The following is a 21,420-nucleotide window of genomic DNA, read 5'->3' on the forward strand; positions in this document are numbered from 1 at the left end:
TAGCTTTGCGCCGCAGAATAAGCGCCAACCTGATTTGAAAATGGATACCTGCCTATCGTGACCGCCTGACGCCGACGTTGCCCGCTTGGTGCTACGGTGATGGCTTTTTAGCAACCAATTCGAGATATCCATATGAAACCCAATCCGACAATCGATAACGTATTACGCGTCGCGTTGGTTACAGGATCCACTTCCGGTATCGGCGCAGCCATTGCACGTGTACTAAGCCGTGCAGGCTATGCGGTGGTGCTCCATTCGCGAAATTCTGCGGATGCGGGACGCGCTATGGTTGCCGAAATGAAGCAGGCTATTTACGTGCAAGCTGATCTTGCTTTCGAAGCTGACAGGGTCAGGCTTATTAACGAGGCGATCGCCGCGTGGGGGCAGCTCGACGTATTGGTCAATAACGCCGGTATTAGCAGAGTCATTCCGCACTGCGACCTTGCCTCGGCCAACTCGACGGTGTGGCACGAACTTAACGAGGTTAATGTCGTGGCGCCGTTCCACCTGGTCGCATTGGCCGAGTCGGCATTACGCGATGCCGCCCGTGACCGTCGAGCAGGTTGCGTCGTAAACATCAGTTCGCATGCCGGTATCCGTCCTAAGGGTGCATCGATTCCCTATGCGGTAAGCAAAGCTGCGCTTAATCACATGACCCGCTTGCTCGCGGTATCGCTGGGGCCAGAAATTCGCGTAAACGCTGTGGCGCCTGGCTTGGTCGACACGCCTCTGACCGCAGAGTGGACAGGTGCTCAAGAGTTGTGGCGAACTCGTGCACCTATGCGCAGGGCCGCTAGCCCAGACGACATCGCAAAAGCTGTTGTAATGCTGGTCGAGTCGGACTACTTAACCGGCGAGATACTCCTCTCAGACGGCGGGTTGAATCTGACCTAGGTTTAGCGTGCTCCGGTGTAGCAGGTGAGAAGACAAGTCACTCTGTTTCGCCGACTCGCCCAAAGGACGGATACCATAGCTTTTCAGGGCGGGCTAGAGGACACCGCCGGATGGATACAGATTACCGAGTTGCTGCCGCATAGATGGGCGCCCGTTTAACCACGCAAGGTCTGTTGGGCGGACGTTTGCTGTCCAGGGCCTGGCCAGAAGGCTTTAGAAAATGCATAAGGGGGCTTGAAACTTGAAGCAGGCTGCAGCTTCCGCTCTCTAGATGCTGACCGTTCAGTTGGAAGAGTTGTTCAACTGCTGAAGCTCAAGTTGTTTGGCAGCACTGGCTTCGAGGTTTGCACGCTCTTCATCCAGATACCGATAAATACTTTGGAGGTTGGCGATTTTCTGTTTGACTTCTGCCATCTTCTTTTCAATTAGCTTGGCGCCGTCAGCACAATCGATCAGCTTGTTCCGCTGCGCATCCAGAATCTCGCCTATTTCCCCCAGGGAAAACCCCATGCTTTGCGCGCGCTGGATAAAGTCCAGATCCTGCAGAGTTTGCGCTGTGTAATCGCGATAGTTGTTAGTTCGCCGCTGCGGTGAGATCAGGCCGATTTGCTCGTAGTAACGTAGCGTATGGCGGCTGGCACCGCTGCGGGCCTCGAGTTCGCCGATTTTCATGAAAACACCGCTTGACCATAGAGTTGGGTTGATAGTTTACGCTTGGTTCCTCACCTTAAACAAGGAACAGGGAAATGAGCGTGGAGTGCTTTGTCACGGGGGGTACCGGTTTCATCGGTCAACATTTGGTGGCGTACCTGAGTGCAAAAGGTCACACCATTCGGGTGTTGATGCGTCGCCCGGAGCGACTAGCTGAACTGCGGGAGCAAATCGACAATTTGGGCGGGTGCGCAACCCGGGTATTTGCCGTAGCTGGCGATCTGGAACGGGACAACCTGGGGCTGAGTCTTGCTGATCGAGAAGTGCTAAGGCACGCCAGCGTCGTATTCCACCTGGGCGCCCACTTCGCCTGGGGACTTTCAGTGGAGCAATCTCGTGCGGTGAACGTAGAAGGGGCAAAGCGCGTGGCGCTGTTGGCGGCTGAGCAAAAAAGCCGGTTAGTGATGATCGGCGGCTACATGCTGAAAAATCATGAACATCTGCAACGCATCGGGATTGATCCTCGTAATCCGGAGCTGACGAATTGGCCTGCCGTCTACCGGCATGTCGGTGGTTACGAGGCGAGCAAGCTGGAGGCGCATTTTGCGACCCTGGAGGTCATGTCCGCCAAGGGTGGGGAGATTACCGTTGTCCACCCCGCGACGGTCTGTGGCCACAGCCGCACGGGGCATATCGTTGACGGTCAGCCGCTAGTGGAGCTGATACGCAACCTTGTGCAGGGAAAGCTGACTGCAGTGCCTGGTACCGCCAAGCACTGGCTGCCACTGGTCACCGTGGATTACCTGGTTGAACTGGTGGCGGTTTGTGCTTTTGATCCTGCCATGGTGGGTCAGGAACTGCTGGCGCTTGATGACCAAACTCCCAATTTGCGAGAACTCTTGGTACAGGTGGCACAACCTTTGGGCTTAAAGTCTCCCAAGCATTACATTTCACTCCGATTGCTGAAGTTGCTACTGAGTATTCCTCCCGTCGCGCGGATTTTGAATACAAAACCCGAAGCCTTGGACTTTATCCAGACCACTCGTTTTGATACAGCGGCGGTCGAGCAATTTGCCAACAGGTATGGAATAGCCAAACCGGATATACGTCAGTCTTTGCAGCACACTGCAACGTTCGTCAACTCATATTGCATAACCAAGGGCTAAGCCCTCTGACTTCTCCCTTGGGGGCGACAAAGTCGTTAGCCCCGATTAAATGGACTTTCCTAAGGTAAGTAATGCGGACTCATCAACTTAGAAGTGCAACCATCGTGCTTGAAATCGGCCCTTGTCGAGTCATGTTGATCCTATGCTGGGAGAGCAGGGTGCATAATCGCCTCTAGCTTGGGGGTATGTTTAACTAACACTCAATCGCCTCAATCATCCGCTTGAGCACTACTTCACAGCGATGCTTGGGAGTGAACGCCACCTGATCCACCAACTTTTTTCCGCCATTTCGTACGGGAACTTCAAGAAGGTCGACAGCATCCTACTGGGCGATCCAGCTTATCCCACAATAAATACTGGGGTTGGTGGGATCTTCGTATCCTCGAACTTTGCGCCGTCGATGTAGGGCGGCATTCTATCGAACGACAATTCAGCGACAGGGATCGTCATCAATGCAATCTACTTTCAGCAATGGCGTCATGTTTGCACTCTCCGCTGCGGCACTGAACGCAACGATCGGTGTACTCAGCAAAGTACTCATGAGTAATGGCTTCACCGCCAGCAGTGTCGCCGTCATCAAGACCGTACTGGGTTGCATGCTTCTCTCGATCTTACTGCTTTTCCTCAAGCGCCCGGCGTCGACGACCAAATGGACTCAGGCGGCTATCTGCGCGTTCCTTGGCATCTTTTTGCTGTTCCACTTCGAAACGTCCGCCTATCGACATTACGCTGCAGCAGGTGTGGTGGTGGTGCTGATGGCCAGTGCCTCAATTTCCTCGATCATTCTGGGGCGCATTTTTCTCAAGGATGCCATCACCGCGAACGCGACCGTGGGCGCCGCACTGGCTATCGCCGGGATCGCGGTGATCTTCGGCGCCGACCTGCAGCAGGGCTTTACCCTGCAAGGTGCTGCGCTAGCCTCCATGGCCGGCTGCGGCTATGGGGCGTTTTCGGTTGCCATGAAGCGGATGGGCGTGTCGGGGGGACTGCACTTCACCCGGCAATTGCTGTTCTTTGGCAGCCTGTACCTGCTGATGCCGGCCGCGGCCGATGATTTCGTGATCGGCGAGCTGTCGCCGCTGGCGATCGCCGCACTGTTAGCGCTGGCCGCGCTGCCGACAATCCTTGGCTTCTTCTGCACCACCAAGGCCATCGAGTATCTCAAGCCATCCCAAGTGCAGGCGCTGGAACTGACCGAGCCGCTGTTCGCCGCCCTGCTGGCGTTTGTGGCGCTCAATGAAGTACCGCGCGAAAGCCTGTACGCGGGAGCGGCACTGATCATCGTCGGCCTGTGTTTCTCCAATGAACTAATCCGCTTGGGCAGCAAAGCATCCGTACCTTCGACCGAGTGAGCTATTTTCGGATCCTGATTACTTTAGCAACCAGTGGTTTTTAAGTGTTTTGAGCTACTGACCGCTTCTGGCCGATTCTGTTGAAAAAGTCGGTTCGACCAAACAGCCTGGTCATTGACTGGTTAAAACGCCTTTTTTGCACACTGCTACGTGAAATCCGAGTCCGGAAGCCTCTGCCAAAAGTAAAGATTTCAATCTCGGACGCGTACTTTTCCGATGCGCAAACCATGGCCGACTTTTTCAACACAATCGGCCAGGAGCAGTCATTCGACACTCCTCGTGCCAACGTTTAAATTGACCCGTTTAGTTACCTGGCCACCTCAAAAAATGACCGGCACTTTCCAAGGCAGCTGCCTCTGCGGCGCCGTCAGTTACGAAATAAAATCACGCCCCAAAGCGGTTTCACATTGCCATTGCAACCAATGCCGTAAAAGTCACGGGGCAGCGTTTGCCAGCTATGGCAGCGTGCTGCGAACTGACCTGCATATCATCCAGGGCGCGGAGTGCATCACGACTTACCGCTCTTGCGAATCAGTGCTTCGTCAGTTCTGCGGCCAGTGCGGGTCGTCGCTGTTCTGGTCGCAAAGCCGGGGTGGATACGCAGACTGGATATCTATAGCGCTGGGTTCGCTAGACACGACCTTTACTACCGACAAGCAGCAACATGTAGAAGTGACGTCCAAGGCGCCCTGGTATGAAGTACAGGATCAGTGGCCACAGTCTCGATGACAGCTTCGGGTCAACTGCTACCAGTCCTCGACAAAGCGCACGCGCTCAACGGTCAACCCAAACCTGCGACAATGCTGCCTCTTCGGGCTTCGTAACTTGCGTGGCAAACGTTCAGGTATTTGAATAACAAATTCGCGGGGAGCAGCCACATTGGAATTGAGACAACTGCGCTATTTCGTAAAAATCATCGAGCTTGGCAGCCTGGGGCGTGCGGCACTTGAACTGGACGTTGGTGTGTCAGCCCTCAGTCAGCAAATCTCCAAGCTGGAAAGCGAACTGTGCACCCGCCTCCTGAATCGAACCTCTACCGGCGTGACGCCCACTAGCGCCGGATTTGCGTTTTTACACCATGCCCAATTGACGCTACGCCAGGCGGAAAACGCAATCATGGCCGCCCATCGCGGGCGAATGAGCGGTTATGTCAGCGTCGGCTTACCACCGACTACCGCGACGGTGCTCGCGTTGCCGTTGATCAACGCAATGCGTGCGCGTTATCCGGACATACAACTGCATTTGGTGGAAATGCTTTCCGGCCACTTGGCGGCGCAGCTCAACGCACGGCAAATTGACCTGGCCATCCTGTTCCAGCTCGAAGGGGGTAAACGCTGGAGCGTGACTCCGCTGCTGGATGAAAAGCTGTTTGTCATTGCCTCGCCCAGCCTGCCACAAGCGCCTTCTGGTGACAGCGTGCAGTTAGCCGACCTTGGCGGCCTGCCGCTGGTGATGCCCAGCGCGCAACATGGATTGCGCTCGGCATTGATGAGCGCGTTCGAGCGGGTCGGGCTAACACCCAATGTCATTATGGAAGTCGACGGTCTCGCTGTTTTGATGAACGCCGTTCGGGCCGGTCATGCGGCGACGATACAACCGGGGGCGGCCGCTGCATTGAAAGACGGGTCCGGACTTTCACTGATCAGGATTGCCGATCCCCATGTGGGCCGACGTAATCTTCTGGCGACGCTGGCTGACGACGAACTCTCTCCGGCGGCGCTGGCAACGCGGTTGGTCATCGTCGACGTGGCGCGACAGTTGGTCGTCGACAAACAGTGGCCTGGAGCTACGTGGATAGAAGGGGTAGACGCGTAATCCTCCTTCAACCCCGGACATCTCCTGACGACAAAGCCTTTAGAAAAACTAAACACCCCGCGTCAAAAGCAGCCTTTCGGCCACTCCTTCCCCACCCTATCGTTCTCCCCACTCGCAAGGAGCACTTCGTTCCCGCTTCCTTGCCAATCGAGGAGCGATAATGATCGATGTCTTAATCATAGGGGGTGGCAACGCTGCCTTGTGCGCCGCTCTGATGGCGCGAGAAGCGGGCGCCAGCGTGATGCTGCTGGAAGCCTCTCCGAAAATCTGGCGCGGTGGCAACTCCCAACACACCCGTAATCTGCGGTGCATGCACGACGAACCGCAGGACGTGCTGATCGATGCCTATCCGGAAGAAGAATACTGGCAAGACCTGTTGAAGGTCACCGGTGGCCTCACGGATGAAAAGCTTGCTCGCATCGCCATTCGGGCATCGTCATCTTGCCGCGACTGGATGCGTTCACACGGCGTGCATTTTCAGCCACCGCTGTCCGGCGCGCTGCACGTGGCGCGGACCAATGCGTTTTTCATGGGAGGCGGTAAAGCGCTGGTCAATGCGTATTTCCGCAGCGCCGAACGCCTGGGTGTAAAAGTTCGCTACAACACGCAAGTGACCGACATCGAGTTGGATGAGGGGAAATTCGTCGCCGCCCACGTGGGCGAACATGAGGTCGATGGTCTGCGTTTCGCCGCAGAACGCATCGAAGCCCGGGCCTGCGTGTTGGCGGCCGGCGGCTTCGAATCCAACCGTGAATGGCTGCGCGAAGCCTGGGGCCAGAATGAGCGTGGTGAATGGCCATCGGACAATTTCCTGATCCGGGGCACCCGATTCAACACCGGCATTTTGCTACGGCGCATGCTCGACCTTGGCGCAGATGTGATCGGCGATCCGACGCAAGCACACATGGTCGCGATTGATGCCCGCGCGCCGCTCTACGACGGCGGCATCTGCACCCGAATCGACTGCGTATCTCTGGGTGTGGTGGTCAATCGTGATGGCGAACGCTTCTACGACGAAGGTGAGGATTTCTGGCCAAAACGTTATGCGATCTGGGGGCGTCTGGTGGCCGGACAACCCGGTCAGCAGGCGTATTCGATCATCGATCAACAAGCCATCGGCCGCTTCATGCCGCCGGTCTTTCCCGGCACCACCGCCAATACTCTGCAAGACCTTGCCCGCCAGTTGAAGCTGCCTCAAGAAAAATTCGTCAAGACTGTCGAGGACTACAACCGTGCCTGCCGCGTTGGCACGTTCGATCACACGGCGTTGGACGACTGCCACACCCAAGGACTGATGCCCGCCAAAACTCATTGGGCGCGGCCTTTGGTGAAACCACCTTTCTACGCCTACCCGCTTAAACCGGGTGTCACGTTCACCTACCTCGGCCTCGCCACCGACGAAACCGCTGCCGTGCATTTCAACGGCAACGCGAGCCCCAACCTGTTCGTCGCGGGAGAAATGATGGCCGGCAATGTTCTGGGCAAGGGCTACACCGCCGGCATCGGCATGGCCATCGGTACCGCGTTTGGCCGCATCGCCGGTGTGCAGGCGGCCGCTTCGGTGGGCTTTGGCGTTTCATCTGCAAACACGGAGTCTCGACATGCAACTGTTTGATCCCCAAGCGTCGGGCGGGTTGATCCCGGTGTTGAATCTTGACGAAAGTGAAGTCCAGCGGCAGATGACCATCTGCAATGCCTGCCGTTATTGCGAAGGCTTTTGCGCGGTATTTCCGGCGATGACCCGGCGCCTGGAATTCACTCAGGCCGACATCCATTACCTGGCGAACTTGTGCCATAACTGCGGCGCGTGCCTGCACGCCTGTCAGTACGCCGCCCCACACGAATTCGACGTCAACATACCCAAAGCCATGGCCAAAGTGCGCCTGGATACTTACGCCGAATACGCCTGGCCGCAAGCCATGGGCAAGTTGTATCAGCGCAACGGCCTGACCCTGGCGCTGGCTTCCGGTGGGGGACTGGCGTTGTTTTTATGCCTGACCCTGATGCTCATGGGCAACCTGTTCACGGCCATTCCCGGGGGCGACTTCTACAAGATTTTCCCGCATAACACCCTGGCGCTGATGTTTGGCTCAGTGTTCGGCTTTGCGGTACTTGCCTTGACCCTGGGTGTACGGCGCTTCTGGCGCAACGTTTCACCGGTCGCAGCGCCACTGCCGTTGAAAACGTCCGCTGCATTGGAGGCTACGGCCAACGTCGCGAAGCTCAAATATCTGGACGGCGGCCATGGCGAGGGCTGCAACAATGCCGATGATCAATTCACCTTGTGGCGACGCCGATTCCATCACCTCACCTTCTACGGCTTCATGCTGTGCTTCGCCGCCACCGGTGTCGCCACGCTCTTTCACTATCTGCTGAAGTGGTCGGCGCCTTATCCGATCTTCAGCTTGCCGGTGATGTTGGGTATTGCCGGTGGCATCGGCCTGCTGATCGGCCCCGCGGGTCTTCTTTGGCTGAACCTGCGTCGCAACCCTGCGCACGGCGATGAGAACCAAAAACCCATGGATCGCGGCTTCATCGCGCTGCTGTTTCTGGTCAGCGCAAGCGGCCTGGCGCTACTGGCTTTCCGTGAAACCAGCGCCTTGGGCTTGATGTTAGCTATCCATCTCGGCCTGGTCATGGCGTTTTTCTTGACCATGCCCTACAGCAAATTTGCCCATGGAATATTCCGCAGCGCAGCGCTGCTCAAACACGCCATCGAGAAGCGTCAACCCAACCCGATCAACGCCGGCAGCGACTGACAATTAAAACACTCATTCCAAAAATAATAGTGAGCATAACGGTAGCCATGATGAAAACGACAACGGCAACAACCCGAGCAAAGGGGTCCAAATCAGGCGCCATTTTGCGGGTCACCAGCGGTAACTTTCTCGAGCAGTTCGACTTCTTTCTGTTCGGGTTCTACGCGACCTACATCTCCCAGACCTTCTTTCCAGCCACCAGCGAGTTCGCGTCGCTGATGATGACCTTCGCAGTATTCGGCTCCGGATTCCTGATGCGTCCGTTAGGCGCCATTGTGCTGGGGGCGTACATCGACAAGGTGGGCCGTCGCAAGGGGCTGATCGTGACGCTGTCGATCATGGCCGCCGGTACCGTATTGATCGCCCTGGTGCCGGGCTATGCCGCCATCGGCGTGGCGGCACCGATTCTCGTGTTGTTGGGCAGGCTGCTCCAGGGCTTCTCCGCCGGCGCGGAAATGGGCGGTGTTTCCGTGTATCTGGCGGAAATTTCCACCCCCGGTCACACCGGTTTCTACACCAGTTGGCAATCGGCCAGCCAACAGGTGGCGATCGTCGTCGCGGCTGCGTTGGGCTACACGATCAATGCCACGATGCAAGCCGCTGAAATCGCCAATTGGGGCTGGCGTATTCCGTTCTTCATTGGCTGCGTGATCATCCCGTTCATTTTCATTATTCGCCGCTCACTGGAAGAAACCACTGCCTTCACTGCTCGCAGCCATCGTCCAACAACTCGCGAAGTTTTTCGCTCGATGCGTGACAACTGGCGCACCGTACTGGCGGGCGGCTTGCTGGCGTCCATGACCACCACCACGTTCTATCTGATTACGGTCTACACACCGACGTTTGGGAGGACAGTTCTGAACCTGAGCACCACCGACAGCCTGGTGGTCACACTGCTGGTCGGCATCAGCAACTTTATCTGGCTGCCTATCGGCGGCGCCCTCTCCGACCGCATTGGCCGTCGGCCACTCTTGCTGGCGATATCGTTGCTGTGCATCTTCACCGCCTATCCCGCCATGCACTGGCTGGCAGAGGCGGCGAGTTTCGAACGACTGCTCGCTGTTCTCCTGTACTTCTCATTCTTCTTTGGCATTTACAACGGCGCCATGGTCGCGGCATTGACCGAAGTCATGCCACAAAACGTGCGGGTAGTCGGGTTTTCTCTGGCCTTCAGTTTGGCCACTGCGGTGTTTGGCGGTTTTACCCCGGCAATCTCGACGCTGCTTGTCCAGGCCACGGGCGACAAGGCATCACCTGCCTACTGGCTGATGTTCGCGGCGCTGTGTGGGTTCACGGCGACGACGATTCTGTATCGTCGGCAAAAATCTTTGGCAGTCAGAACTGTTTAGTTCCTCGATCGCCGATCGCTTACCACGCGTCGATCCACGGCGGGAGCCGAATTAATTTCGGCCGGTAACGTAAGGCAGAAACCGGCCAATAGCACCGTTAACATGCGACAGGGATTATCCCAAAAACAGTCGTCAATTCACTCATAAAGCAGGGACCATAGCCCTCCCCCAGGACACATTCCGGCCTTGATATCTGCTGAAGATTCCACCCAGAGCCAGTCGTTTTGTCGGGGTAAAAACCAATAAAAATAAAAAGGGGTCGCGAGATAAAATCTCGCAACCCCTTGAATTATATGGTCGGGACGGAGTGATTCGAACACTCGACCCCTAGCACCCCATCTCCTTTTTCATATTTCTTGAAAGCCTCGAAAATTTCACTGTGGATTTTCAAAAGCTAGTATTTACTTGAGCTCCAGCGGTTTTCTGCTCTACGAGAGTCCAGTAACGTCCATCAAGAGCCGACGTTTTTGTGGGGGGAAAAGTAGGGGGATTCCGTTTCATGGCCAAAATCACCATCAAAGAACTCGAGTCGCTGACCGCCAACGATGCCGGCCGAATCCTCAGGGAGGATGGCAATCTGGCCGGTCGAATCTCTGCCCGAAATATCGATTTGGTACAGCAGACCTGGTTCCTCCCCAGCGAAAACGTCAAAGGCACCTGGGGCAAGAAACAGGACCACCATGTCTGCCTCTCCCCCTTCGCCCTGCATTTCTTTCAGGAACTCAAGACCTAGACGGGAGATTCCCAGTGGTGCTTTCCGAACAAGCAGGATGATGGGCATGTGGACGTAAAAGTGGTGAGCATGAGCTAAATAGATATTTAAACATCACTAACAGTGCGCCCAAAAAAGCTGATCAAACCGAGTAGTGCAGCTCTGATTCAGTAGCTACCTCTTGATCCCTCAATCCAGACCAGAGGTCTGGACGGATGAGCGTGCGACCGTCCTTTATCAGGTCAACGGCAAACCGGTACCGTCTTTCAAAACAACCTGTTTTAGAAACCCAAAACCGCTCAGCTTTCGTGGACTGAGCGGTCTTGGGGCTGTCTTGCGACAACTCCTTCAGGGCTGTGCCTCTAGCTCACGGGCACAACCCTTGTGCAATTCGGCCGCCAGCTTCTCTTCGTCCAGCGCCCCTTCCCACTTGGCAATGAACAGCGTGGCGACACCATTGCCGATGACGTTGATCAACGCCCCGCCCTCGGAAATGAAACGGTACACCCCAAGTACCAACACCAGCCCCGCCGCCGGGATCACATCCAGGCTGCCGAGGGTCGCAGCAAGGGTAATGAACGCACCGCCGGTGACACTGGCCGCGCCTTTGGAGGTCAGCAATAGAATCAGCAACAAGGTGATCTGGTGCCACAGGTCAAGCGGGATATCCAGCGCTTGGGCAATGAAAATCGCAAGTACCGTCATGTTGATGCAACTGCCATCGAGGTTGAAACAGTAACCCGAAGGCACCACCAGCCCCACCACCGACTTCTCGCACCCCAAGCGCTCAAGCTTGCCCATCAACCGAGGCAATGCCGACTCCGAAGACGAGGTACCCAGCACCAGAAACAGCTCATCGCGGATGTACTTGAGAAACTGCCACAGACTGAAACCCGCCAAGCGTGCGACCAGATTGAGAATCACAAACACGAAAAACAGCGCGGTCACGTAGTAGCAGATCAGCAAGTTGCCATACGCCCCCAGGGAACCCACGCCGTACTTGCCAATAGTAAAGGCCATGCCGCCAAAGGCCCCCAACGGCGAGACGTACATTACGATCTTAACCATCCGGAAAAACGCCTGGGCCACCAGGTCGATCAGGTTCAGCAGCGGCTTGCCGGCGGCACCGAGCATCTGCAAGGCGAAGGCAAACAGGATGGAAATGAACAGCACCTGGAGGATATCGCCCTCGGCAAAAGCACCCAACACAGTACTGGGCACGATATGGGTGAGGAACCCCACCACACTCTGCTCATGGGCCAGCTTGCTGTAGCTGTCGACGGCATGGACGTCGAGGGTCGCCGGGTTGATGTGCATACCTGAGCCGGGTTGCATCAGGTTGACCCCGATCAGCCCGACCACCAACGCCAGGGTGGTCAGCACTTCGAAGTACAGCAACGACTTGAAGCCGACCCGGCCGATGCGCTTCAGACTCTGCATGCTGGCAATGCCGCTGACCACGGTGCAGAAGATAATCGGCGCAATCAGCATCTTGATCAGCTTGATGAACGTGTCGCCCAAAGGCTTCATTTCTTCGCCGAGGCTGGGGTAGAAATGGCCGAAGATGATGCCCAGCACAATCGCCAGCAGCACCTGCACATACAGATGGCGGAACACGCGGCGCAGTCGTGAATGGCTCGGTGGTTTTTCGGCAATCGAGGGTGTAATTGTTGTTGTCATGATGGCTTCCTCGCAGGCGTGATGCATTTCCTCGGGCAACTGATCGCCATACCGATGCGCGACCGATCGCCAGGGAAAGAGTGTTTCGGGGGGATGATTACTTCTGGATGTACTCGGAAATCTCGATCAGGTTGAGATCGGGATCACGCAGGTACACCGAGCGAATCGGTCCCCTGGCACCGGTGCGGGTCACCGGTCCGTCGACCAGTGGCCAGTTCACTGTTTTCAGATGGGTGATGACCTGATCCAGTGGCACGCTGGCAATGAAACACAGATCAAGGGAACCCGGCACCGGCAGGTGGGCCTTGGGTTCGATTTCATGACCGCGCACATGCATATTGATTTTCTGGTTGCCGAACGTGAAGGCCACCCGGCCCTCACCGAATTTTTCCAGGCGCATGCCCATCACCTCTGTGTAGAAATGAATGGTCGCTTGCGGGTCGGTGGCGGTCAGGACGATGTGGTCGACGTGATCGATCATCCCTGTCACCGGGGCACCTGGCGGCACGATGGCCGCCGCTACGGCAGGCGTTACCTGCAGCAATGCGCCCAGAGACAGTGCGGCAATGAACAACGAGACAAGCTGACGGACCGGTGTAATTGTTATTGTTTTCATGTGTGGACCTTCTTGTTGAGTGGTGAAGCACTTACGACACGAGGTTGATCAGGTTCCCCGAGTGGTAGCCCTGCAGGTTTCCAAGGATGCCGTCGGCCAGCCGTTGCAGGCTGCTCTGGCTGGCCCAGGCCACATGGGGAGTGACGATCAGGTTGGCATGGCGGCTATTGAGCAATGGGTGGTCGGCCGGAGGGGGTTCCTGGCACAGCACATCAAGGGCCGCGCCACCGAGGCGACCACTGTCCAGTGCATCGAGCACCGCCGCCTCATCCACCAATGGTCCGCGAGCGGTATTGATCAGCAAGGCACCGGGTTTCATCAGTGCCAGTTCCGGAGCCCCGATCAGGTGTCGGGTATGCGCGGTCAATGGACAGTGCAGAGAAATCACGTCGCTTTGCGCCAACACCGTTTCAAAAGCCTGATAGCCCTTGCGCACCGGGACCACGTCACGGTGTTCGGCAAAGAGCAACTGCATGCCCAGGGCGCTCGCCAGACGCGCCGTGGCCAGGCCGATGCCGCCCCGGCCGACGATGCCCAGCACGCTGCCCTGAACATCCTGAATCGGTGCGCGATGCACGCAAAAATGTCGCGAGTCCGGCCAGTCCCGCAGCGCGGCGGCCTGATAGACGAACAACTGTCGACGCAGGGCGAAGATTGACGCGATCACCGACTCGGCGACGCTTTGCGCCGAGTAGGCCGGGACATTACACACCGTCACGGCAAAATCGCGGCTGGCCGCCAGGTCGATGCAGTCATAACCGGTGGCCGCGACGCAAATGAATCGCAGGTTCGGCAGTTGCTCAAGTTCAGCCCGGCCGATGCGCACCTTGTTGGTGATCACGGCTTCGGCATCCCGAGCCGCGTCCACCACTTGGTCCGGCATCGTGTCGGGGCGGTCCTGCCAGTCCTTAACCCAGGTCGGCCGGGCAATGCTAACGGGCAGGCTGTCGCTGTCGAGAAACACTACTTTCATGCTGCACGCTCCGGTTGGACGGGTTCGGAAATCTCGATCAGGTTCAGGTCCGGATCACGCACATACACCGAACGGATCGGCCCGTTGGCACCGGTGCGCAACACCGGGCCTTCGATGATTGGCCAGTCGACACGGGCCAGGTGGGCAATCACCTGGTCCAAGGGGATCGAGGCGATAAAACACAGGTCCAGCGCTCCCGGAACCGGCAAGTGCGCCTTGGGCTCGAACTCGTGGCCACGCACGTGCAGGTTGATTTTCTGCTGACCAAAAGCGAACGCCTTGCGCCCACCGGCGAAGGTTTGCACCTGCATGCCCATGACCCGCACGTAAAAATCCTCGGCAGCCACGGGGTCGATGGTGGTCAGCACCAGATGGTCGAGATGATCGATCATGGGCGCAGCTCCTGGGAGCGGGCCGACGGCACCTGTTTTTCCAGGCTCGCGACATGGGCGGGTATCGGATGCAGGTCCAGGCGTTTACCGGCCTTGAGGATCTGGCTGGGAATCTCGTGGCCGATCAGGCCCGGCAACTGCGCGGCGACCGTCAGCACCCGATCCAGATCAACCCCGGTGTTGAAGCCCATCAACTGCAGCATGTGCAACAGGTCTTCGGTGCACACATTGCCGCTGGCCCCCGGCGCATAAGGGCAACCGCCCAGGCCGCCAAGAGACGAATCGAAACGATCGACCCCGGCCTCGATGGCCGCCAGCGCATTGGCCAGGGCCATGCCGCGGGTATTGTGGAAATGCAGGGTCAGTTGCAGCGCCGGAAAACGCTCACGTACTGCCCGGGACAGCGCCTCGACCTGACTCGGGTACGCCATGCCAGTGGTGTCACACAGGGTCACGCCGCGAGCCCCCAGGTCGGCAAACCGCTCGACCCAGTGCAACACCTCCCTCACCGGTACATCGCCCTGCATCGGGCAGCCGAACACCGTCGACAACGACACATTGATCGCCACCGGGCCCTTGCCGATGACGCTGACTACTTCGCTGAGCTGGGCAAACGACTGCTCGCGGGTCATGCGCAAATTGGAACGGTTGTGCGGTTCGCTGACCGACATCACCAGGTTGGCTTCATCAATGTTGCACGCAAGGGCTCGTTCGGCGCCCCGCACGTTAGGCACCAGCACGGTGTACTCCACCGTCGGATTACGGCGTATACCCTGCATCACCGCCTCGGCGTCCCGCAGCGCGGTAATGGCCTTGGGTGATGTGAACGAGGTGACCTCGATCTTGGCGAAACCACACTGGCTGAGGGCGTCGATCATGGCGATCTTGTCGACAGTTTCGATAAAACGCGCTTCATTCTGGAAGCCGTCACGGGTGGCGACTTCCTGCAAGAAAAGACGTTGCATGTTCATTCCTCTGATTCAAATGATGCCGCGTTGGCGCCAGTCGGCTTGCTGCGCGGCGTCGATGCCAAGCTCACCCAAAATCTCGGCGGTATGCTGCCCAAGGGTCGGCGCCGAACGAGTCACGCTGCCAGGTGTGGTGCCAAGCTTGGGGACGATGCCGGGCAACGTCACCGGCGTGCCGTCATCCAGCTGGCTGTCGAGCAACATGTCGCGCGCCCGGTAATGCGGGTCTTGGGCAATGTCGGCAGCGTTGTAAATCTTGCCGGCCGGGATGCGCGCCTCGGTCAGGATCGACAGAACTTCGTCGAGGGTGAGCCGCGCGGTCCATTCGGAGATCGCGGCGTCGATGCGCTCAACCTGCAACACTCGACCGTGGTTCTGCGCGAGCTCGGGATCGACCCCCAGATCACGGCGACCAATCACTTCCATCAGGCGCTGATAGATGCTGTCACCATTGCCGGCGATCAAGGCAAAACCGCCGTCGCGGCAGCGATAGGCATTCGTCGGAGCGATACCCGGCAAACTGCTGCCGGCGGGCTCACGAACGACGTTGAACACCGAGTATTCGGGCAACAGGCTTTCCATCATGTTGAACACCGATTCGTACAGCGCCACGTCGATCTGCTGGCCGTCACCGCCGTTCTGCTCGCGATGACGCAGGGCAAGCAGAATCCCGATCACCCCGTGCAAGGCCGACAACGAGTCGCCAATGGAAACGCCGACTCTGACGGGTGTGCGCCCGGGCTCACCGGAAAGATGCCGCAGCCCGCCCATCGCTTCGCCGATCACACCGAATCCGGGACGGTCGCGGTAAGGCCCGGTCTGGCCGTAACCGGAGACCCGGAGCATGATGAGTTTCGGATTCAGGGCGTGCAGTGTGTCCCAGCCCAACCCCCAGTTTTCCAGGGTCCCTGGGCGAAAATTCTCTATCAGCACATCCGCCTCGGCCAACAACTGGCGCATGACCTGCTGGGCTTCACTCTGACGTAAATCGAGGGTCAGCGAGCGTTTGTTGCGCGATTGCGCAGCCCACCAGACGGAAGTACCGTCGTGCAGCAAGCGCCATTTGCGCAATGGGTCACCGGTAACCGGAGGCTCGATCTTGATCACGTCGGCGCCAAATTCACCGAGCATTTTCGCCGCGAATGGCCCGGCAATGAGTTGACCGAGCTCGACGACCTTGACACCTTGCAGAGGTAACCTCATGACGTTTCCCGTTCTTGTTGAGTACTTGTGGCATGGATAATCGACACAAACCGGGCAGATGAAAATTTCATATTTCGCCACTACTCTTTCCAGATTGGAAAACCTTGGATCCCCTTGATGATTAATCCCCTGCATTTCGATCTGCTGTCCTTACGCCTGCTGATCTTCGCCGCCGAATCCCGAAACCTGACCCGTGCTGCCGAAAAGGCCAATATGACGGTCTCGGCGGCCAGCAAACGTCTGGCCGAGCTGGAACGAACGACGCAGTGTCCGCTGTTCGTGCGCCTGCCAAGGGGGCTCGAACTGACCGCGGCGGGACAAGGGATCGTTGAACATGCCAGAACGATTCTGGAAGGCGTGAACCGTATGGCCTGCGACGCCAGTGATTACGCGGTCGGTGTGCGCGGGCATGTGCGGTTGTTCGCCAACACTTCCGCCGTCGTCCAGTTCCTGCCGGATGACCTCGCGTCATTCCTGCGTGCAAACCCGAACGTGCGTATCGGGCTGGAAGAAGCACTCAGCGAACCCATTATTCAAGCCGTGGAGAACGGGCGTGCCGATATCGGCATTTTTGCCGATAACGTGCCGGCTGAGGGCTTGTACAAACTGCCTTACCGTGATGACCGACTCGTGCTATTGCTGCCCATCGGCCATGAACTGGCCAATGAGAGCTGCGTGTCCTTTGCCGATACGCTTGGCTTCGATTATGTAGCGCTCAACCAAGGCAGCTCGTTACTGCGTAGAATCACCGATGCCGCCGTGAGTGCGGGCAAGATCCTCAAGGTCAGGATCCAGGTCAGCAGTTTCGACGGCATCTGTCGCATGATCGAAGCAGGCTTGGGTATCGGGATCTTGCCGTTGCCATCTGTACGTGCCGAATTGCTCGGTACCCGCTTGATTGCGGTCGACTTGAGTGATGACTGGGCTCATCGCACCTTGTTCGTGGGGGTTGTGAGTCAGGCGCAACTGGCCCCGGAAGCGGCCAAGTTGTTTGAGTATCTGAGCAGCGTGCACGGCTAACAGCGGCGTAAATGTCCCTGTCCGCGCACTTGGGTTACGGGTGGCCAAATCATCAAAAAAACCACTGCCTCATGTGTGCGTGGCACATGCGACAGTGGCAAAAGCGCAATAGTTACCTCACGTCTAATTTACGAGTGCGCACTACGACCGTACCCAGGCGACCGCGCGAAATTGTCCTCGACAGTTCCAGTGCCATCCAGATACCCGTGCTTACGCAAATCAGGCATTAATACCGAAGCAATAAACGTCACACATACCAACACAGCCACATAATAGAAAAAGTAACTTTCAATACCCATCGACTTAAGCATCAATGCGACGTACTCCGCGGTGCCGCCACACAATGCATTGCCGATCGCATAAGGCAGTCCAACGCCCAATGCCCTGACCGAGGCCGGATAAAGATCCGCTTTAAGTACGCCAGTTACGGGCGTGTAAAAGGCAGCGATAAGGAGCCCTGACATAATAAGCGCAAAGGCCGCATAAGGGCTCGACACCGTCTTTAACGTGGTTAAAATCGGCACAACCAACACTGTTGCCAAACCACCAAATATCATCATGCTTTTTTTCACGCCAATACGGTCTGCCAGCATGCCGAAAAATGGCTGGCAAATCATGAAGCACACTAAGGCAGACGTCATGATAAAACTTACCGTCCCCGCATCCATCCCCACCGACAGCACCAGGTATTTCTGCATATACGATGTGAACGTATAGTAGTACAGCGAACATCCCATGGTGATAGCCACAGTTAAAATTACGGCCCGCTTATGCTTTAACAATGCACGAACAGATCCGGCCTCCTTACTCTTCATTTCTTTTACTGAAGCCGTTTCGGTCATGGACCGACGTAGAAACACGACCACAATGGCGCTAATTGCTCCGATGAAAAATGGAATTCTCCAACCCCAGGCTTTCAAATTTTCCGGAAGCAATACGTGCTGAAGAACAGCAACCGTCAGCAGCGCAAGTAGCTGACCGGCAATAATTGTGGAATATTGAAATGAACCGAAAAATGATCGGCGCCCGACAGTCGACATTTCACTGATATAAGTGGCACCTGTTCCGTACTCAGCGCCCACTGAAAGTCCCTGCATCAGCCTGGCTACAACCAACAGGATGGGTGCCGCGACACCAATCGTCTCATAAGTGGGCATGATCGCGATCATCAAAGACCCACCGCACATCATGAAAATCGAAATGATCATTGATATTTTTCGACCGCGCGTATCGGCAATGTAGCCAAATATCCAACCACCGAGGGGGCGCATAAAAAAGCCGACAGCAAAAATCCCCGCTGTCGCTAACAATTGACTATTTTGATCTCCTGCCGGAAAAAACAGCGAAGCAAAATAGATAGAAGTATAGGCATAGATGAAAAAATCATACCATTCAACCAAATTGCCCGAGCAAGCTCCAAGTATCGCTCGAACCCGTGCTTTATTTGTAATAGGAGGACGCTTGACAGCACCGTTACCAGCATTACTTATTATTATCATTTCAATCTCCACGAGCAGAAACAATCTGTTGACGCGTTTATGCGCTAAACCACCAGCCTAAGAACAGTCCACGCGAAGACAAACGCCAATCGCACAGACTGCCAATTCAATCATCTAATCAATTAATAAAATCATTTAGGAAAAAGGCTACTTCAACCGAAACGGTAAACGCCTTGATGTGTCTTCATAGTGCATTTCTCACTGCAATGCAGACTCAAAAACTGGCGCGTGCCTGCATCGAAGCTGCGCCATCAGGCAAACTGACCCATAACAGCAAGTCATCACCTTCATGGACAGCATTTAATGTTAGCGTCACTCCCAGCAAGGCAGGACGAACGCCTCGATAATTAAAGAGTTTTACTGGCTTTCCCGCGATACGTTCGGCATAGCCTGCCAGCAGAGTCGCGCTCAGTGGACCATGTATTACTTGACTCGTGTAATTTTCAACATCTCGGCAGTAATCAGCGTCATAGTGAATACGATGACCATTGAAAGTCAGTGCTGAATAGCGAAACAAAGTGGTCGAGGTAGGCAGCATTTCAAAGGAATGATTGGCTTGCGGCATAGCGGCGAAAGGTTTGTTTGAGTCGACTGGAGTTGCCTCCTTGTAGACGATGTCGTGATGTTCGGAAATGGCAACTTCGCCGGCATGCAATATTTCATGCAATACGGTGACAAACACCAGGTCGCCGCTGCGGCCTCGTTTGTACTCGATCGAAACAATACTGGAGCGTTTCTCGACGCTGCCATCCAACGGCAACGCTTTCTTGAATTCAAGCTGTCCACCGGCCCACATACGATTCGGCAACGGCACGGGAGGCAAGAAGCCTCCTCGCGCCGGGTGACCATCACGCCCCAACTCTTCAGGCGGCAGCCCGTCAAGAAAATACAACCAGTGCCACAATGGCGGCAATGGATAACCCGAGACCAAATCGCTTTGTGGGATGCCCAGCGTTGCAGCCATCAAACGCGCATGGCGTGAAGACAGGACATCGTGGTCGACATGGGTCTTGCCGATCCATTGCCGAAGGTGTTGAAGATCAATAGTGCTCATGCAGGGACCTCCTCTTGTTTATTCTGTGTTGCTGTCGCCTGGAATTCTTCGCGCAAGCGATCACTGTGTTCGCCCAGGAGCGGAGCTTTTTCGAATCGTTGTTCGTCCCAAGGAGCGCGTACCGGAGGAGCAATCATCTCGACTTCACCGGTCTCGACTGCCATCGGCCATTTACGAAGGCCTGGATGTTCTGCCATCTCGGCTACGGAGCGCACCTGGCCAAAAGCGGTATTGGCCTGAGCCAGTTTGTGGATCGCCTGCTCGGCGCTCAGGGTGGTGAAGGACGCACTGATGAGCGCATCCAGCGCGTCTCGGTTACGGACGCGTTCTGTGTTGGATGCAAAACGAGGATCAGTAGATGCGCCAGTGCCTTCAAGGAACAGGTTAGAGAACTGCTGCCATTCGCGTTCGTTCTGAATACTGATCACGATGTCTCGCTGATCGCCAGTGGTATAAGCACCGTATGGAGCAATTGAAGGGTGGCGCAGCCCCTGGCGTGTTGGAGCTCCATTGCCATAAATCTCGTGCAGGTAGGGAATAGTCATCCAGTCCGCAGCACCATCGAACAACGAAACGGAGATCCCGGAGCCCTGCCCGGTTCGTTCTCGTAACTGCAACGCCGAAAGCACGCCAATCGCAGCATTCAAACCTGCCCCGATATCACATATCGACACGCCGATGCGGCCATATCCTTCAGGTGAACCGCTGATGGCGGCCAGACCACTTTCGCATTGCACCAACAGGTCATACGCCTTCAAACCACTGGCGGGCCCCTCAGTACCGTAGCCACTGATATCGCAGGTGATCAATTGTGGATTCAGTGCGCGGAGTTCCGAGCTGTCAAATCCTGCGCGAGCAAGGGCACCGGGCGCCAGGTTTTGAACAAAGACATCGGCGCTGGCAATGATCCGTTTCAGCAGCGTCGCGTCGTCGGCATTCTTGAAATCCAGCACAAGCGATTCCTTGCCTCGGTTGGTCCACAGGAAATACGAAGAGTGACCTTTGGCGGCGTCGTCATAGCCCCGGGCAAAGTCCCCTTCTGCGCGCTCGACCTTGATGACCCTTGCACCCATTTCCGCCAAACGACAGGTACATAAAGGCGCAGCCAACGCCTGTTCGATGGAAACGACGGTAATGCCTTTTAAAGGTTTTGTAGTGGACATCAGGTTCTCCCATTGACAGTTCGCGTACACAAGTATGTGCAAATCACGGTCAGGGGAGCAGCGAGCTTTTACGAAGACAACGTTTGTAAAATACAAACACTGTGGGACTTACGAGAGGTTAGATTAGACAAAATCCTCGTGATTTCGCCGGAGA

At 56.4% G+C, this 21,420-nt stretch carries 19 protein-coding genes and 1 pseudogene; 10 read left to right on the forward strand and 10 right to left on the reverse strand.

Annotated elements, in window-relative coordinates:
* Nucleotides 1-132: 132 nt before the first annotated feature.
* Complete coding sequence (locus AC1D19_RS20690) at nucleotides 133-894, forward strand: SDR family NAD(P)-dependent oxidoreductase (RefSeq protein ID WP_110625626.1); 762 nt, start codon at nucleotides 133-135, stop codon at nucleotides 892-894.
* 282 nt (nucleotides 895-1,176) lie between these two features.
* Here the strand turns inward: AC1D19_RS20690 and AC1D19_RS20695 are convergent, their stop codons facing one another.
* Nucleotides 1,177-1,566, reverse strand: a complete 390-nt coding sequence (locus AC1D19_RS20695) for a MerR family transcriptional regulator (RefSeq protein WP_110625627.1) — start codon at nucleotides 1,564-1,566, stop codon at nucleotides 1,177-1,179.
* 74 nt (nucleotides 1,567-1,640) lie between these two features.
* On the opposite strand from AC1D19_RS20695, the gene AC1D19_RS20700 reads away from it, so the two are divergent.
* The 8 genes and pseudogenes from AC1D19_RS20700 to AC1D19_RS20735 all read left to right on the forward strand — a co-directional run.
* Nucleotides 1,641-2,711: an SDR family oxidoreductase gene (locus tag AC1D19_RS20700; RefSeq protein WP_477764384.1), complete on the forward strand. Its 1,071-nt coding sequence runs from the start codon at nucleotides 1,641-1,643 to the stop codon at nucleotides 2,709-2,711.
* Between the two features lie 452 nt (nucleotides 2,712-3,163).
* Nucleotides 3,164-4,063 (forward strand): DMT family transporter, encoded by a 900-nt coding sequence (locus tag AC1D19_RS20705; protein ID WP_477764385.1) that lies wholly within the window; start codon nucleotides 3,164-3,166, stop codon nucleotides 4,061-4,063.
* Between the two features lie 327 nt (nucleotides 4,064-4,390).
* Nucleotides 4,391-4,792: a GFA family protein gene (locus AC1D19_RS20710; RefSeq protein WP_477764421.1), complete on the forward strand. Its 402-nt coding sequence runs from the start codon at nucleotides 4,391-4,393 to the stop codon at nucleotides 4,790-4,792.
* A 150-nt stretch (nucleotides 4,793-4,942) separates the two neighbouring features.
* Nucleotides 4,943-5,878: a LysR family transcriptional regulator gene (locus AC1D19_RS20715; RefSeq protein WP_121102046.1), complete on the forward strand. Its 936-nt coding sequence runs from the start codon at nucleotides 4,943-4,945 to the stop codon at nucleotides 5,876-5,878.
* Nucleotides 5,879-6,038: 160 nt separating this feature from the next.
* Nucleotides 6,039-7,493, forward strand: a complete 1,455-nt coding sequence (gene tcuA / locus AC1D19_RS20720) for an FAD-dependent tricarballylate dehydrogenase TcuA (protein WP_477764386.1) — start codon at nucleotides 6,039-6,041, stop codon at nucleotides 7,491-7,493.
* Complete coding sequence (gene tcuB / locus AC1D19_RS20725) at nucleotides 7,480-8,637, forward strand: tricarballylate utilization 4Fe-4S protein TcuB (RefSeq protein ID WP_477764387.1); 1,158 nt, start codon at nucleotides 7,480-7,482, stop codon at nucleotides 8,635-8,637. Before tcuA ends, tcuB begins: the two co-directional genes overlap by 14 nt.
* A 47-nt stretch (nucleotides 8,638-8,684) precedes the next feature.
* A complete protein-coding gene (gene tcuC / locus AC1D19_RS20730) occupies nucleotides 8,685-9,986 on the forward strand; it encodes a tricarballylate/proton symporter TcuC (RefSeq protein WP_477764388.1) in 1,302 nt (433 codons plus the stop codon).
* A gap of 598 nt (nucleotides 9,987-10,584) precedes the next feature.
* Nucleotides 10,585-10,788, forward strand: a pseudogene (locus AC1D19_RS20735) (site-specific integrase); the annotation flags it as partial.
* Between the two features lie 258 nt (nucleotides 10,789-11,046).
* Here AC1D19_RS20735 and AC1D19_RS20740 read toward each other — a convergent pair.
* The 6 genes from AC1D19_RS20740 to AC1D19_RS20765 form a co-directional block, all read right to left on the reverse strand.
* Nucleotides 11,047-12,378, reverse strand: a complete 1,332-nt coding sequence (locus AC1D19_RS20740; protein WP_477764389.1) for a dicarboxylate/amino acid:cation symporter — start codon at nucleotides 12,376-12,378, stop codon at nucleotides 11,047-11,049.
* Between the two features lie 97 nt (nucleotides 12,379-12,475).
* Nucleotides 12,476-12,859 carry a VOC family protein gene (locus AC1D19_RS20745; protein ID WP_477764422.1) on the reverse strand — a complete coding sequence of 128 codons (384 nt, stop codon included), beginning with the start codon at nucleotides 12,857-12,859 and terminating at the stop codon, nucleotides 12,476-12,478.
* A 166-nt stretch (nucleotides 12,860-13,025) separates the two neighbouring features.
* A complete protein-coding gene (locus AC1D19_RS20750) occupies nucleotides 13,026-13,967 on the reverse strand; it encodes a D-2-hydroxyacid dehydrogenase (protein ID WP_477764390.1) in 942 nt (313 codons plus the stop codon).
* Entirely contained in the window at nucleotides 13,964-14,359 is a 396-nt protein-coding gene (locus tag AC1D19_RS20755; protein ID WP_477764391.1) for a VOC family protein, read from the reverse strand. The genes AC1D19_RS20750 and AC1D19_RS20755 overlap by 4 nt, the downstream gene beginning before the upstream one ends.
* Complete coding sequence (locus tag AC1D19_RS20760; protein WP_477764392.1) at nucleotides 14,356-15,324, reverse strand: hydroxymethylglutaryl-CoA lyase; 969 nt, start codon at nucleotides 15,322-15,324, stop codon at nucleotides 14,356-14,358. The genes AC1D19_RS20755 and AC1D19_RS20760 overlap by 4 nt, the downstream gene beginning before the upstream one ends.
* Nucleotides 15,325-15,339: 15 nt before the next feature.
* Nucleotides 15,340-16,530, reverse strand: coding sequence for a CaiB/BaiF CoA transferase family protein (locus AC1D19_RS20765; protein ID WP_477764393.1), 1,191 nt, complete (start codon nucleotides 16,528-16,530; stop codon nucleotides 15,340-15,342).
* A 117-nt stretch (nucleotides 16,531-16,647) separates the two neighbouring features.
* Between AC1D19_RS20765 and AC1D19_RS20770 the strand changes: the two genes are divergently transcribed.
* Nucleotides 16,648-17,550 (forward strand): LysR family transcriptional regulator, encoded by a 903-nt coding sequence (locus AC1D19_RS20770; protein ID WP_477764394.1) that lies wholly within the window; start codon nucleotides 16,648-16,650, stop codon nucleotides 17,548-17,550.
* A 128-nt stretch (nucleotides 17,551-17,678) separates the two neighbouring features.
* Here the strand turns inward: AC1D19_RS20770 and AC1D19_RS20775 are convergent, their stop codons facing one another.
* The 3 genes from AC1D19_RS20775 to AC1D19_RS20785 all read right to left on the reverse strand — a co-directional run bounded on the left by AC1D19_RS20775 (nucleotide 17,679) and on the right by AC1D19_RS20785 (nucleotide 21,266).
* Nucleotides 17,679-19,049, reverse strand: a complete 1,371-nt coding sequence (locus AC1D19_RS20775) for an MFS family transporter (protein ID WP_477764395.1) — start codon at nucleotides 19,047-19,049, stop codon at nucleotides 17,679-17,681.
* 214 nt (nucleotides 19,050-19,263) lie between these two features.
* Nucleotides 19,264-20,103: an HTD2 family dehydratase gene (locus AC1D19_RS20780; protein ID WP_477764396.1), complete on the reverse strand. Its 840-nt coding sequence runs from the start codon at nucleotides 20,101-20,103 to the stop codon at nucleotides 19,264-19,266.
* On the reverse strand, nucleotides 20,100-21,266 hold the full coding sequence (locus AC1D19_RS20785; protein ID WP_477764397.1) for a CaiB/BaiF CoA transferase family protein: 1,167 nt from the start codon (nucleotides 21,264-21,266) through the stop codon (nucleotides 20,100-20,102). Before AC1D19_RS20785 ends, AC1D19_RS20780 begins: the two co-directional genes overlap by 4 nt.
* Nucleotides 21,267-21,420 lie beyond the last annotated feature (154 nt).

Source organism: Pseudomonas sp. P1_C12, from assembly GCF_056406435.1.

What these genes read in the sequence shown, in the direction of transcription:
- AC1D19_RS20770 (WP_477764394.1), top strand. Translation starts at nt 16,648, where the DNA reads ATGATTAATCCCCTGCATTTCGATCTGCTGTCCTTACGCCTGCTGATC.
- AC1D19_RS20690 (WP_110625626.1), top strand. Translation starts at nt 133, where the DNA reads ATGAAACCCAATCCGACAATCGATAACGTATTACGCGTCGCGTTGGTT.
- AC1D19_RS20760 (WP_477764392.1), bottom strand. Translation starts at nt 15,324, where the DNA reads ATGCAACGTCTTTTCTTGCAGGAAGTCGCCACCCGTGACGGCTTCCAG.
- AC1D19_RS20750 (WP_477764390.1), bottom strand. Translation starts at nt 13,967, where the DNA reads ATGAAAGTAGTGTTTCTCGACAGCGACAGCCTGCCCGTTAGCATTGCC.
- AC1D19_RS20785 (WP_477764397.1), bottom strand. Translation starts at nt 21,266, where the DNA reads ATGTCCACTACAAAACCTTTAAAAGGCATTACCGTCGTTTCCATCGAA.
- AC1D19_RS20765 (WP_477764393.1), bottom strand. Translation starts at nt 16,530, where the DNA reads ATGAGGTTACCTCTGCAAGGTGTCAAGGTCGTCGAGCTCGGTCAACTC.
- AC1D19_RS20775 (WP_477764395.1), bottom strand. Translation starts at nt 19,049, where the DNA reads ATGATAATAATAAGTAATGCTGGTAACGGTGCTGTCAAGCGTCCTCCT.
- AC1D19_RS20710 (WP_477764421.1), top strand. Translation starts at nt 4,391, where the DNA reads ATGACCGGCACTTTCCAAGGCAGCTGCCTCTGCGGCGCCGTCAGTTAC.
- tcuA (WP_477764386.1), top strand. Translation starts at nt 6,039, where the DNA reads ATGATCGATGTCTTAATCATAGGGGGTGGCAACGCTGCCTTGTGCGCC.
- tcuC (WP_477764388.1), top strand. Translation starts at nt 8,685, where the DNA reads ATGATGAAAACGACAACGGCAACAACCCGAGCAAAGGGGTCCAAATCA.
- AC1D19_RS20745 (WP_477764422.1), bottom strand. Translation starts at nt 12,859, where the DNA reads ATGATCGATCACGTCGACCACATCGTCCTGACCGCCACCGACCCGCAA.
- AC1D19_RS20705 (WP_477764385.1), top strand. Translation starts at nt 3,164, where the DNA reads ATGCAATCTACTTTCAGCAATGGCGTCATGTTTGCACTCTCCGCTGCG.
- AC1D19_RS20755 (WP_477764391.1), bottom strand. Translation starts at nt 14,359, where the DNA reads ATGATCGATCATCTCGACCATCTGGTGCTGACCACCATCGACCCCGTG.
- AC1D19_RS20780 (WP_477764396.1), bottom strand. Translation starts at nt 20,103, where the DNA reads ATGAGCACTATTGATCTTCAACACCTTCGGCAATGGATCGGCAAGACC.
- tcuB (WP_477764387.1), top strand. Translation starts at nt 7,480, where the DNA reads ATGCAACTGTTTGATCCCCAAGCGTCGGGCGGGTTGATCCCGGTGTTG.
- AC1D19_RS20740 (WP_477764389.1), bottom strand. Translation starts at nt 12,378, where the DNA reads ATGACAACAACAATTACACCCTCGATTGCCGAAAAACCACCGAGCCAT.
- AC1D19_RS20695 (WP_110625627.1), bottom strand. Translation starts at nt 1,566, where the DNA reads ATGAAAATCGGCGAACTCGAGGCCCGCAGCGGTGCCAGCCGCCATACG.
- AC1D19_RS20700 (WP_477764384.1), top strand. Translation starts at nt 1,641, where the DNA reads ATGAGCGTGGAGTGCTTTGTCACGGGGGGTACCGGTTTCATCGGTCAA.